At 65.5% G+C, this 13,263-nt stretch carries 8 protein-coding genes and 1 pseudogene; 4 read left to right on the top strand and 5 right to left on the bottom strand.

Going from position 1 to position 13,263, the window contains the following annotated elements; genetic code table 11:
- Positions 1-8: 8 nt before the first annotated feature.
- Positions 9-200 (bottom strand): annotated as a pseudogene (locus VFV67_RS31485) (MBL fold metallo-hydrolase); the annotation flags it as partial.
- Positions 201-233: 33 nt separating this feature from the next.
- On the opposite strand from VFV67_RS31485, the gene VFV67_RS31480 reads away from it, so the two are divergent.
- Positions 234-1,709, top strand: coding sequence for a recombinase family protein (locus tag VFV67_RS31480; RefSeq protein ID WP_326474334.1), 1,476 nt, complete (start codon positions 234-236; stop codon positions 1,707-1,709).
- 96 nt (positions 1,710-1,805) lie between these two features.
- Here VFV67_RS31480 and VFV67_RS31475 read toward each other — a convergent pair whose 3' ends face one another.
- Positions 1,806-2,117 carry a hypothetical protein gene (locus tag VFV67_RS31475; RefSeq protein WP_326474333.1) on the bottom strand — a complete coding sequence of 104 codons (312 nt, stop codon included), beginning with the start codon at positions 2,115-2,117 and terminating at the stop codon, positions 1,806-1,808.
- A gap of 512 nt (positions 2,118-2,629) precedes the next feature.
- Between VFV67_RS31475 and VFV67_RS31470 the strand changes: the two genes are divergently transcribed.
- The 3 genes from VFV67_RS31470 (at position 2,630) to VFV67_RS31460 (ending at position 8,470) form a co-directional block, all read left to right on the top strand.
- Complete coding sequence (locus VFV67_RS31470) at positions 2,630-3,010, top strand: hypothetical protein (protein WP_326474332.1); 381 nt, start codon at positions 2,630-2,632, stop codon at positions 3,008-3,010.
- On the top strand, positions 3,007-4,206 hold the full coding sequence (locus VFV67_RS31465) for a relaxase/mobilization nuclease domain-containing protein (protein ID WP_326474331.1): 1,200 nt from the start codon (positions 3,007-3,009) through the stop codon (positions 4,204-4,206). Before VFV67_RS31470 ends, VFV67_RS31465 begins: the two co-directional genes overlap by 4 nt.
- Before the next feature lie 673 nt (positions 4,207-4,879).
- Positions 4,880-8,470: a hypothetical protein gene (locus VFV67_RS31460; RefSeq protein ID WP_326474330.1), complete on the top strand. Its 3,591-nt coding sequence runs from the start codon at positions 4,880-4,882 to the stop codon at positions 8,468-8,470.
- Positions 8,471-8,610: 140 nt separating this feature from the next.
- On the opposite strand, the gene cyaB is transcribed toward VFV67_RS31460, so the two are convergent.
- Genes cyaB through VFV67_RS31445 form a run of 3 tightly spaced genes read right to left on the bottom strand, consistent with a single transcriptional unit; the run spans position 8,611 to position 12,379 of the window.
- On the bottom strand, positions 8,611-9,165 hold the full coding sequence (gene cyaB, locus VFV67_RS31455; RefSeq protein ID WP_326474329.1) for a class IV adenylate cyclase: 555 nt from the start codon (positions 9,163-9,165) through the stop codon (positions 8,611-8,613).
- A gap of 12 nt (positions 9,166-9,177) precedes the next feature.
- Complete coding sequence (locus tag VFV67_RS31450) at positions 9,178-10,218, bottom strand: aldo/keto reductase (RefSeq protein ID WP_326474328.1); 1,041 nt, start codon at positions 10,216-10,218, stop codon at positions 9,178-9,180.
- A 19-nt stretch (positions 10,219-10,237) separates the two neighbouring features.
- Positions 10,238-12,379 (bottom strand): radical SAM protein, encoded by a 2,142-nt coding sequence (locus tag VFV67_RS31445; protein ID WP_326474327.1) that lies wholly within the window; start codon positions 12,377-12,379, stop codon positions 10,238-10,240.
- Positions 12,380-13,263: the final 884 nt, after the last annotated feature.

Genomic DNA, 13,263 nt, shown 5'->3' with positions numbered 1-13,263 from the left:
CGCCACTCCTACCAGCCGCGGTCGCGCCATTCGCTGACCTTCGGTCGCTCCTCGCCCAGCGTCGAGTCGTCCCCATGGCCCGGGTAGAACCAGGTGTCGTCCGGAAGTTCGTTGAACAGGCGGGATTCCACGTCGTCCACGAGCGAGGCGAAGTTCTCCGGTGACGTCGTTTTTCCTACGCCGCCCGGGAACAGCGTATCGCATTGAAGGTGAAGAAGCGATAGCCTCGAACCGTGACGGAGAAGGTCGCGGTCTACGCGCGGATCTCGGAGGATGTACTCGGCCTGGAGAAGGGTGTCGAGCGGCAGCTCCGCGAGGCCCGTGACCTGGTCGAACACCGAGGCTGGACGATCACCGCCGAGTACGCCGACAACGACATCTCGGCCCTGCACGGTGCCCACCGGCCCAGGTACCAGGCCCTGCTGGATGCAGCCCAGCGTGGCGAGTTCACCCGAGTGGTGGCCTACCAGCTCTCCCGTCTCTGGCGGAATCGGCGCGAGCGTGCCGAGGCGATCGAGCTACTGTCCCGGCGACGGGTGTCCATCACGCTGATCAAGGGCAACGACATCGACCTCACGACTCCGATGGGCCGCTCCTTCGCCGCACAGATGGGCGAAGCCGACACACTCGAGTCCGAGCTGAAGAGCGAGCGGGTGGCCTCGGCCGCGCTCGAACGTGCCCAGGCCGGGCTGGGATCCGGTCACGTGCTCTACGGCTGGCGACGGGTCAACGAGTTCGGCCGGGGTGGCAAGCGGCTCAGCTTCCACGACGAGCTGGACCCAGAGCAGGCCGCGATCGTGAGGGATATCGTCGAACGGCTCCTCGCCCGCGAGAGCCTGACGAAGATCGCCGCTGACCTGAACCAACGCAAGATCCCGCCGCCGCGAATGGCCGCCGGCCGCGAGCCGACGCGCGGACGCCCGGAGTTCTGGAGTTCCTCGTCCGTGCGCTCGATCGCGATGCGCTGGGCCAACTGCGGGAAGCGAGTCCACCATCGCGGTCGGGACGACGAGCAGCTTCTTCCGGCCGCCTGGCCGCCTATCGTCACCGAGGCACAGCAGACTGAGCTGCGGACCCTGCTCAGCGACCCCGCACGCGCCACCAGCAAGTCCGGCGCACGCCAGCACTACCTCACGTTCGCGCCGGACATCGCCCGCTGCGGGAAGTGCAAGGGGCGGCTCCGGGTCGTCCGCAAGAGCGGCCACCCGACCTACGTATGCAGCCCGCAGGGTTGCACCGGACGCCGGAAGGAGTGGGTGGACGACCTGGTGAAGCGGGTCGTGCTCCGGCGGCTCGCCGAGCCCGACGCCCGCGACCTCTTCCGCCGGGACGACTCGGCGGCCCAGCACGTGCGGGACGAGATCCGCGAGATCGAGGGCAAGTTGCTCGAACTCGCCGACGACCATGACGCCGACCTGATCACCCGCGAACAGTTCCTCCGGTCGACGGCACGCCATCGGGGACGCCTGTCCGAGCTGGAGAAGCAGGTCGAGAAGTCCGACCCAGGGCTGCCCGTGTCGATGGTCGCCGACATCGTCGGACCGAACGCGGAGGAGTGTTGGGACCGGCTGCAGCCCGCACAGCGCCGGTCGCTGCTCGCGGCGATGGGGTTCGAACTGGAACTCGCCTACGGCACACGCGGGGGGCCCGGCTTCAAGCCCGAGTCCGTCAAGATCCGGTTCGTGCGGGACGGCAGCGCCGAGGTCTGAGCCGTCTACCCTGGTCTCATGGGGGATGGGTGGCGCTACTGCTACTCGGCACGCGACATACGTCAAGCCCTCCGGGAGGTTCACCCGGAAGAGGCATCACGTGCTCTGGTCGCGGGCTTCCAGGCGTTCGTCGAGCGTGATCGGAGCGCGAGAGCGCGCCTTGCCGGCAACCACCCGATACGGCACAAGCTGCTGGATCGCGCTGACGATCTGCCGTTCACGGTGCACCAGGACCTGATGCACCTCGACCCGCAGAGCGTGTTCACGCGTGCGGCGTGGGACGCACTTGTCCATCCCTGGCACCTGGAGACTGGCGAGTCCGACGTCGCGAAGATCGGTCAGGCCGAGGCCGCTTTGCTGCTGATTCGGTTCCTCACCGTGCTTGCGACCGCAGCCGGCCGGACGCATCCGTTCGTGGTACTACTGGTGCTGAGTCGGCTTCTTGAGCAGAACCCCGTGGCACCGACCAGCGCGCCAGGACGCACCCCGGAGACGTGCCCCGCTCATACAGCGAGTCCACCGGGTCAGCTCGTTGCCGCTGAGCCCCGTACAGCCCGCGCGCCGGACACCGTGCGTCCCTCGCCGCCGTACACAGCGAGGACCGTGCCGGACTGCGCGCGCCGTGGGGGAGCGCTGTAGTCGCGCAACCGCCTCGGTCCTTCCTGTTCTGAAGGGCCACGTCGTGGCAGACACATGGGGGAGCCCGCCGTCGTCCAACGGCGACGGCATCGAGGAGTACGTCGAGCGCATTGTTCGCGCGGCGCCACCGTTCAGCGCACGGCAGCGAGCGCGAATCGCCGCGATTCTCAGCGGCGAGCACCCGCCAACCCGATCGGGGCAGCAAGTTAGAGAACAGGCCACCCGATCGTGTGGCCACACACGACGCCAGGGGGAGCGCCATGAGTGAGCGAAGCAGGGAGGTGCGGCGGCAGCGGCGACTGCCGGGAGGCTCGCCGCACCGGATCAACATACGAACGACGACGGAGACCTATGCACGCCTCGTCGCCGGTGCCGCCATCGCCCGGTTGTCACTGCCGCGATACCTGATCGAGTCGGCCCTGCGCCGCTCGTCCGGTGGCTGGAGCCTGCGAGAGCAACGCTGGTGGACCGAGCGCCTCGACGTCGTCGAGACCCGCATGATCCGGATCGGCACAAACCTGAACCACATGGCCACTGTCGCCAACGCCACCGGCCAGCTGCCGGGCGGACTCGTCGGCGCCCTCCGCTACCTGGAAGCCACCCTCGACCACCACCGACAGATCCTCGCCGCGATCGACCCCGCCGACCGCACACGCCGATGATCGCCAAAGCGCCCGCGAACGGGAAGCGCGGCAGCAACACCTGTGGCCTGCTGCGCTACCTGTTCGGCAAAGGCAAAGCCAACGAACACACCAACCCACACCTGGTCGCCGCCTGGGACCCGGAGTGGCTCACCGGCGGCGCGTTCGCCCACCTGATCGGCCAGCGCGGAGGACTTCCCCGCCTGGCCCGCGACATCGACGCCGCCATGACCGGCCACGACCTCCACCTGGCCAACGGCCACGTCTACCACGTCGTGCTGTCCGTCCCACGAGCCGACGGCCAACTCGGCGACGAGGTGTGGCGAGGCCTCGTCAACGAGGCCATCGAACACATGGGCTTCGGACCCGACGCGACCGGCGCCAGCAGCTGCCGCTGGGTAGCCGTCCACCACGGCCTGTCCGTCGAAGGCAACGACCACGTCCACCTCGTGCTCAACCTCGTCCGCGGCGACGGCATCATCGCCAACACCTACCGCGACTGGCCACGCTGGCGTTCCTGGTGCCTCGCCGTCGAGGAGCGCATGAACCTCACCGGCACCGCCCCAGCTGGCGCCGGCCGCAAGACCACGTCGCGCGCCGAACTCGAACGCGCCTCGAAGTCCGGCACGCCCACCCACCGAGACCGGCTGACTCAGCTCGTGACCGAAGCCGCCGCCACAGCCGAGAGCGAACCCGCCTTCCTCGCGCACCTGGAACGCGCCAAGGTGCGCTACAAGCCGCGGCTCTCCGACGGCCAAGTCGTCGGCTTCGCAGTAACCCTCGACGCCGACCCGGAAGGCTCCGACCCACTGTGGTTCGCCGGCTCCACCCTGCGCCCTGATCTCAGCCTGCCCCGACTACGCGCCCGCTGGGACGACCCCAGTCCGCTCTGGTCACGCACCGCACACCTGTTCTGGACCGGCGGCCACACCGTCGCCCTCACCGAGCTAAGCCGAACCCAGCGCGGATGGCGAGAGCTGACCCACCTACTCGAGAAGGCACGCCTAACGATCAGCGACACCCCACCCAAGACCGCGACCAATGGAGCCACACCGTCGGTGAGGTCGCCGACCTCGTCGCCGCCCTGGCCCGCTTCGACCCCAACCCCGACCGCCTACAACGAGCAGCCGACCACCTCGCCCGAGCCGGTCAACTCGAACGCCACCAACGTCGCCCTCAACCCCGTCACCGAGGCGCCGTCCTACCCGTCCTGGTAGCCGCAACCCGCGCGGCCGTCGCCTGCAAAGACCCCGCGCCCCTCGTACTCGCTGCCGTCGTGCTCCTGGTCTGGGCCATCATCAAGCTCCTACAACACGCCGCCGAACACCAGCAGCCACCACCCCGCCCATCAGCCCGCCAACAACTCGCCACCGCCGCCGACGAACTGGCCAACCATCCCGTCCTCCGCACCGCGCAACGGAATCGTGAGCGCCGTTCCAATATTCCGTCGGTAGCCGACAGGTCGGCGGTGTCGCGACCGTCCTTGGCCGACCGGTTGGGCCACCTTGATCGGCCTCCGGCAATCCGCACGCCCGTGGCACAACCTCCGAAGGGAGGTCGCTCGCGCTAGTTTTGATCTGTTGGGTCGAAAGCTCTGGCTTGCGTTTAACAACGCCTGCTGATCCTATGAATGGAAGCCGCCAGTTGAGCGCATGCCCGCACTACGGCCGCCCGCTCCGAGGAGTTCGTGCCCTGGATGGCCAATTCCAGCCTCCGGGTCGTCTCGATCTCGTGACGGACTGTTGTTCGGTGAGCGATCCACCGACGAACTACTCCGCTGACGGTTACGGTCAGTAGCAGTCCTGCGTATAGCGCAGGATGACTGGCAGCAAGGCCGAGGAACTCGATCACGGCCACCTCCGCCTGCTCGTGGGAGTACTAGGAGCGACTGTGCCGGCCGTCGCGTGTTTCCCTCTAGAGTGTGGAAACCCGAAGAAACTCGACTGCATCAACGAGGGACATATGCCAGGCGGGCGGCCATCGCAGGGCAAACAGCAGCGTTATCCCGAGCTTGAGGAGCTGGCCACCTGGTTCCACCAGGCGCTGGGCGACGCCGGGTTCGGCAGTGTGCACGAGTTCCTGTCCACGGGCTTGTTCGAGAAGAACGCGGTCTACGGGGTGTTCAACGCGACCCGGTTGCTGACATTGGAGTCCACCCAGTCCTTGGCTGTCGCGCTCAAGCGCAACCCGGCGCAGGTAGTCGATGTCTGGATGCGCGCGAAGGAGGCGCGGGACCGGGAAACGCTGGCCGCGCAGCGCGTCGAGCAGCCCCGATTGTCTTCTTGGGCCCACCTCCCTCTGCCGTCACTAGCGTTGCGTAACCTGTTAGAAGCCCAGAGCACAACCGTTGAGCGCCTGCCCTACACTCTGCTTGGTGTTGACGAACCGCCACTGTCGACGGTGTACGTCCGCCAACAGGTCCGTGTTCGCGCCACGACGGATCGCGACATGGAAGTCGGTGGAACGGGTGCCCAGCGGGAGGTGCCGGTTGAGCAGCAGCCGACTGCGGTAGGTCCGCAGCCCGTGCTGTCGGTATCCGAGGCGCTCGAACGGCACGATCATCTGCTGGTCACCGGTGAGCCCGGTGCCGGAAAGTCGACCTTGAGCAACATTCTGGCGCGGACGCTTTCCCTCATCTGGTTACGGGAAGAGAGCGCCACTGACGCGCCGCTGACCGAGCCGGTGGCCCCACTGCGGGTGTCCGCTCGGTCTTTGGACGGAAGCGGTTCGTGGTGCAACGTGCTGGCCGAGGCCGTGAGCCGCGGCCTGGGACGAAGCCTTCTCCAAGACCCGGATGCTGGTATGTTTGCCGGCCGGGTGCAGGGCGTTCGTTGGCTGATCCTGGTAGATGGGTTAGACGAGATCCCTGACTCGCGAGTGCGCGGGGAAATCATCCGTACATTGGCGCAGCATGCCCGTTCGGGCAGTGACTATCGATTCGTAGTGACCAGTCGTATCCTGCCCGAGTCCGAGCTCTCGCCGCTGCGCATCGGCAATGTCGGCAATTACGTGATTCAGCCCTTCGGTCGAGCCGAGCTGGAGCAGTTCGCGCGTCAATGGTTCACCGCCCAAGGGGTGGAATCAGCCGCAAAGGAGACAGAGCGGTTCATACGCGAGACCTCGGACGGCCGGCTGCGAGAGCTGGTGCGAAACCCGCTGCTGGCCACGATCGCAGCAGTGAGCGCGGTGAAGGAACCCGACCGACCGCTACCCGCGAGCCGGATTAGCCTGTACGAACGGTTCTGCGGATACCTGTCTGGGGACCGCAGCGGCAACAGGAACACAGTGGCGCAGCTTCGTCACCATCACCACGACGATCCAGAACGGATTGGCTGCGTCCTGTGGCTACACTCTCACCGACTTCAGATCGTGTCGGTGCTTGCCCGCCGCCGGTTAGAGAGCCAGGAGGCACTGTGGCCGGTCGCCCAGGAATGGGTCCGGGAGCAAGTGGGCGAGGACATTAAACTGATCGACGGCTGGGAAGACCACCTATGGGAGGAACTAATCGGTGCCGGCCTGCTGGTGGCAGCCGGACGGGAACTGCGTTTCCTCCATCAATCCTTCGCCGAATTCTTGTCTGCCCAGTCGCACGCGAACATCATCGGCGAAGACTTCGCCGATCTGGAGGTCTGGATCCGTCGAGGACTGAAGGAGGCAGAACGCACCTTCGCACTGTTCACCTTCTCGCTCTGGGCGTCAAAACCGGGCCACGACATCAGTCTTATCGTCGAGCGCCTTTTGTCTTCCTATGACTCGAGGCGAGTGCTACTCGCTGGCCGGCTCATGGCTGAAGGCATCGTTATCGGGCACGACATCGCCGATCGGATCGTGGACAGGCTTGTTGCCCTGGCACGCAACGCAGAGGAGTTCTCTCAGGCCATCGAGGCCGTCGATGTGCTTGGCGCGTTGTACGACTATCCGTGGGTCGCCGATAGGATCGAGGCACTTGCGTCTTTGTCGGTCCTACCCGTTGCTCGCAGGATGGCTGCAGTTGCGGCGCTCGAGCATCTGACGGGCAGTGAGCGAGTTGGTGAGCTCTTGGGCAAGATACTTCCGTCTTCCTACGGCCAAACACTGCTGCGAGTGGCATCAATGGGGCGTCGACTCGGTCCCCCGGTCGTTGATGAGATCCGGAAGCGCGTTCTGGATATGGTAGTGGAGCCTGATGCGGACGCTAGGGATCGTGCGTCGGCCACGGAAGTGTTACGAGATCTAGGACTCGAGGCCGATGTGGAAACAATGGCACGATCGGTCTTCGCGCACCCAACGGCCACGCCTACCGACCTGAAAAGGGCCGCCGACGCCTGGCTGGATGCACAGGGCCAACCAGCCGTGTCAAAGGTTGCCACTCTTGCCGTCGATCGACCCGAACATGACCATTCTACTAAGGTGCGACTTGCCGAATTCCTTCAGCAGGCCGGGGACACAGACACGGCGGCAGTTCTAGCGACAGTAGTCCTAACCGAGGATAATGTACCCCCTGACGCGATTCTCGACGCTGTAGATGTTCTGCTAGGCGTGCGAGGCTCCGACGGTGTCGACCTCGTGATGAACGTATTGGAACGCTGGTCAATTCCGCATAGCTCGGTAGAAGTCTGGCACATTGCGCAGCTGCTCAAGCGGGTAGCGAATGTGTCACCGCAAACATCGGTGGTGGAACGAATTAAATTCCATCTTGCGGAGTGTGCTCGTGCAATCGGGGCGCATTGGTTCGTTGAGGCCTGGCTCGGCGTCGAGGGCCCTTCATCCGCTCAATCGATCATGGAACGTGTTAACCAAGGTGCGAGCCTTCATCTATACGACCGGGCATCTAGTGCCAAACATCTATTCGAGGCAGGCGCTCAAGCTGAAGCTCAATGTTTAGCCGAGTCTGTATTGCGGACGCGGCACATAGGTATTCGTTCGCAATACCGGGAGGCCGCCGAGGTGCTGCTAAAGATTGACGCGGTCACGGGATCAGCAACGCTGAGTGAGCTGGCGCACGGACGGGCGCATCCGCATAGCCATTGGTTCGCTGGTGCGCTAGACGCGCTCACTGAGCACGATGGTCCTGAGGCGGCGCAGTTGTTGCAGCACATTGCTGCCGAACTCACCGTCCTCCAGCAAGTTGAAGGTGAAGAGCTTCGCGATGCCTTGCTCGCAAGATTGATTCATGAAGGTGCAGAATATGCGCGAACCGTGGCCACCGCCGCCTTGGAAAGGACCGAGCTATCGTTCGATGAGCGAAAAGAACTGGCCCGCGCGTTGGCCGCTTGTGGTGAGCTAGATCTCGCGAAGACCGTATGGGCTGGGCTGCTTTCGTTGCAGGAGTATTCACTCGACGACGACATCACCTTAATGGACGACCTGCTTTGCGCCGGAGTGGGCGAGTGGGCCGCCGGCCAGGTTTGCACCTTGATTGACAGCCCCACGACAGCGCCCCTTCGTCGCATGCGACTGCGCCAAATGTCGGCATGGCTTAGGGCTTCTGAGGAATCCTAAGCGGGCGAGGTGAATAATGTTGGTCGCGAGTGCAAATAAGGCCGTCGGGTTTGAGCGCAGCCGTGAGACGTCGGTGCGGAAGCCGGTGGCCACCGGGTCGAGGTCATGGCTGGCCGTCGGGAGGTATCCGTCAGACAAGGTCAGTGCTGTCGGCCGAGCAGGATGTGTGGGTAGCCACGGTTGATCGGCTCGCCCAATTCCATGTCGAGGGATGCAATGAACTGCTGCAGCCGTGTGGATGCATCCTCAACACCGGTGGCGTCGCCCTTGAACTCGAATTCGACGAAGTGGCCGGCGCCGGCGACATGGTCGAAGACGATCTCGATATCAGGGAGTGTCCACGCTTCGCGGGTCTTGTCCACCGTGATCAGCGGCCGGAAATCCAGAGCTTCGAGTAGGCGGCGAACGGCCTCGACATCGGCCACCCCGGATTCGTACTCATCGGCGTGGGTCTTGACCAGGGCCTTGATGGGGTGCCAGCGCTTGTAGTTGATCGATGCGCCACGACTCTCGGTGCGGATGCGCAGCCACTCCGAAATCGCCTGGGGTGCCAGGAAGTCACGGTGGGGAGCGTTGTAGTACTGGTCGATCTGCCGGGTTGGTTCGCTGGGCTTGGCGCCGAGTGCATCGAGCTTGGCCTTGAGTGCCTCCGGGTTGGGCAGGGCGAACTTCTTCTCGACCTCGACGTACTGCACCGGGCGTCCTTCCTACGAGGCGGGTGTGTTCGAGTGAAGCAAAGCACGGATCTCCGTGATCTCGTCGTCGGTCAGCGGGTCACCGAGGCAGGTGGCGTTGGTGTGGATCTGAGCGGCGTCTCGGAAGCCGACCAGAACAGCCGCGTCGGGTGCGTGCTGGAGGGCGTAGCGCAGGCACAGGCGCGCCAACGCCGTGGGGTTGTCGCCGAACCGGGCTCGGATCGGAGCCAACCGGGCGCACAGGTTGTGCCGCCTCGCCGCGGAGAACGCCTGGTCGATGCTGCGATGGTCGCTGGTGCTGAACTGCGGGGGAGGATCGGACTGTTGGGACTGCAGCAGAAGACCCTCCCCAAGGGCTTGCTTTATCAACACTCCGACACCGCGGCCACGGGCGAAGCGGAAGATGTCGGTCTCATCGGCGGCATAGAGCGGGCTGATGAGGTTGTATCGGGCGGTCACCACATCAGGTTGTATCTGCCCGAAAAGGTGCAGCCAGCGGCGGATCTCGGCTGCTTCCCGCCGGCTGCCGGTGGCCCATTGCTCGGCGAAGGTGTGGGGAGCGCGTATTCCGATGGCGCGGATGACGCCTTGGTCGCGCAGGCCGCACATGAACTCGATCGCGCCAGGCAGATAGCGGTCGTTGTCACCGAAGTCGAGGCTGTGGAAGGAGTACATGTCCAGGTGGTCGGTGCCGAGGTTGTCCAGCGTGGTGGCGAGCTGGTTGCGCATTTGCGTTGGGTGGTAGGGGTGTGAAGCTGTGCCGGAGAAGTAGCCGACCTTGCTGGAGATCACGAGGTAGTCGCGACGGACTTCACGCACGAGCCGCCCGAGCAGCCGTTCGGACCGGCCGAGGCCATAGACGTCGGCCGTGTCGTACAAGGTGATGCCCAGCTCGTATGCGCGCACCAGGCCGGCGTACGCGAGGTCCGGGTCGACGTTGTCCCAGCCGATCGGCACGCCGTTGTTGACGGCCGGGCCGCCGATGGTCCAGCAGCCAGCGCCGATCGCGGAGACCTCGGCATCGAGGCCGGCGATGACCCTACGGTCCAGCAAGCGGGTGCTCCTTTCGGTTTCAGGTACCGCACGGGTCGGCCGCGTTGATCAATTGCCAGTCTGTGGAGATCAGCCATCGGCCGTATTCGCGCAGCAGGAGACTGCGCTGGTCGACCGGCAGGTCGGCGTGGACCGCAGCGACGGCCGGATCCAGCTCGATATGCAGATGACGGATCATGGTCTCGGCCAGCTCGGCGCAGCGTGTCGCAAGTTCGGTGCGGTTGCTGGTCACGGTATCGGTGCGATCCAGCGCTTTGGTCATCTCTCCGAGTAGCTGGTAAGCAGCGTCCTTGAGCATTCGGCGCAGATCACGCACCACCTCGTAAGGCGGACCGTCGAGGATCTTCTCGAGAGACTTGAGCGTGTAGTCCAGGGCGAAGTTCCGGTCGATCCATAGCTGGGACCAGTGGGCAACGGTGCCGATGCGCCAGTCCGCGTACGTGGCCTCGACGCGACCCATGGATGGATCAACCTGGCCAGTGAGGCCGGCCGCTTCAGCCTTCCGGGTATACGCGGCGCCGATCAGGCATTCCATGCCCACCAGCATGTAGCTGATGCCGGTGTAGAACCGTCGCCCAGTTGAATGCTCGGCGACCCACTGCTCGTCGCGAACTCCGTCGATGATCTCGGCCACCGTCAGCTCGGGCTGGGGCCGTAGCAATAGGTCGGTACGGCCTTGGAAGGAGTAAGTCTCCCGCAGCTCGGTCCCGGTCATGAGCTGGTCGAAGGTGATGTAGGTGAAGCGGGGCGGTACTCCGAGGGCGGTAAGGGTGCGGATGGCCAGAGCGTTCTGGTCACCAGTGGTTTCCTTGTTGAACCGCTCCAGGATCGACGTTACCCCGGACTCCACGCCGAACAGGCAGCGGCGCAGTTTGCGCTCGACCAGGCCGCGCCACAGGTGGCCGCGTTCAACGTGCCAGCTGCGGTCGCGGTCCAACCTGACAACCTGGTCGATCCGGCAACTCGTCTCCCAGGAGAACCCGGCCTCGGCCAGGGTGTCCGCGACGCTCAGCGCCCGGGTAACCGCGTCCTCGCCGCGTCCGACGAACTCCTCGTCCACCAGGTACACAGTTCTGCTCAGGTGCGGGTACCGGTCGAGTACGGCCCGCATCTCGCGCAGGATCCACGGGAGTGCACCAGGTTCCGCCCCGGCCCATTGTCCCTTGTGGCCTCTCGGGCAGAATGAGCAGAAGTTGGTGCAGCCTCTCGACGTTTCGAGTTGGGCGACGCCGTGGTGGGCGAAAGTGCGGTCGAGCAGGTCCAGCTCCGGCCAGATGTCAGTTTGCATCCGGTTCGCCACTATGGCGGTGTGCCGGAACCGGCCGACGGATAGCGTGTCCCGTCCGCGCGCTGCTCCCCGATATCCCGCACCCCGAACCTGCTCGACCTCCAGATCGCCGTGCCAGTGCGCGAGCACGTCGGCGATGGTGGGTTCTCCCGCACCCCGGCCGATGAGCAGGTTCGGGTAACGCTCCAGCAGTATCCGCTCGTTGCGCACGGTCAGGCTGCCGCCCGCGACCACCATCGGCGGGTTGTCGAGGCTGGTGATCTCGTCCAGCAGCCGGACTGCGAGGTCGTGCTGGCCGAACGAAACCGACACCCCGAGCACGTCCACCTCGCCGGAGCGGACCCGGCCGACGATGTCGTCCATGGTGAGGCCGAGTTGCATGTCCATCAGCTCGACCTGGCCGAGCAGTGTCGAGCGTGCCGCTCGCGCCAGGTCGGAGATGGCGAGCGGGAAGCGAGGAAGCGGGAAGTATTCCGGGTGGTACAGCGACGCAAGCAAGAGTCGGGGGCGTAGCAGCCGCCGCTGGCCCTCCGGCGTGATTTCGGCTGCGGATAGCCAGGTGTCGGGTTCGGCGATGGTGAGGTGGCCGGTGGTCCACGGCGGCCAGGCGCGGGTGTTGTGACGCCGTCCGGACAGGTCAGCGATCGTCCACGTTCGACCTACCTGGTGTTCGATGAGGATCAGGCGGCGATCCAGCGTGCCGGTCACGACCGCACGGTGTTCGCCGACGAGCTCGCCGAGCGCTGTGCGGATGGCGTTGGGCTCGACGAGAGGAACCGATCGCAACGTCATGCCGTGTCCTGGGACAGCCACGGAGGCGTGCGCGACCGCGCGCAACAGCCGATCGTGAACGGACAGTTCTTCCGCGCGCATGAAAATCTCCGCAGGTGAAGTCAGGGGTGTTCGCCGGGGCGCGATGCACCCGGAGCGATGCACCCGGAGCGGTGGAACGGAGAGGCGGGGAACGCGCCGGGTCGGGGCCTCGTGGCGCGTTCCCCACGCCTATGGGCCGCCGGCACCGCGGCACTCGGTTGCCGGCCAGCGAAGGTGTGTCTGCCCTGTCCGCCCGCGAGGGGGTACTCGGTGGCGATCAGGTGCCGGTGCACAGTGATCCACACCGAGCACGGGAACTTGCGGGGTCGGCGCCAGCCGGAGCACTGCGGACAACGGCTGTGCCCATCCGGTTGGTGCTGTGCGAGCAAGGCGCGCCACGCTGCGGTCATTCGCGCGATCTCGGTGTCTGCCAGCGCGGCCCTGGACTGAAGATCAGCGTCGGCGACCAAGGCGTCGAGGTATTCCAGTCGCTGTAGGACCGCATCGCACAGGGCCGAGGCGAGAACCTCATCCATCGTCGGACTTCCCATCGAACCAGGTACTCGGTTGGTCGCTCGACCGGTTCGGCGCTTGAGAGCAGGTCGGCTGCGTCCCTGGTGGCTGTGGCCACAGGCGTGGATGCAGGTCGAGCGGCACCAGGTCGGCCAGGCGCACTCCGGTAGCCAGCACTCGGCTTGCGGCTCGTCGAACCTGGAGCACGGCCAGGACCCCGCCGAGCACAACGGGCAGGTCCACGGATCGGCGGGCATCGGCAGGTGAGCTGTGACGTCGTCGATGGCGGGTGCGATGCGCCCGGCAGGGCTGTCCGCCGCAAGGACAATGGCGATGACATCCCGCAGGCCGCCGGTCGTGTTGGTCATCGCGAATGCCTCCGATTACTGTGGCTCTGCTGTCACGCCGTTATCGACACACAACCGGCTGTA

The sequence above is a fragment of the Actinophytocola sp. genome (assembly GCF_035762905.1).
In the GTDB taxonomy this organism is placed as follows: Bacteria; Actinomycetota; Actinomycetes; order Mycobacteriales; family Pseudonocardiaceae; genus DASYTH01.
The sequence above is the reverse complement of the archived record's forward strand: the minus strand, read 5'-3'. Positions and strand labels throughout refer to the sequence as shown.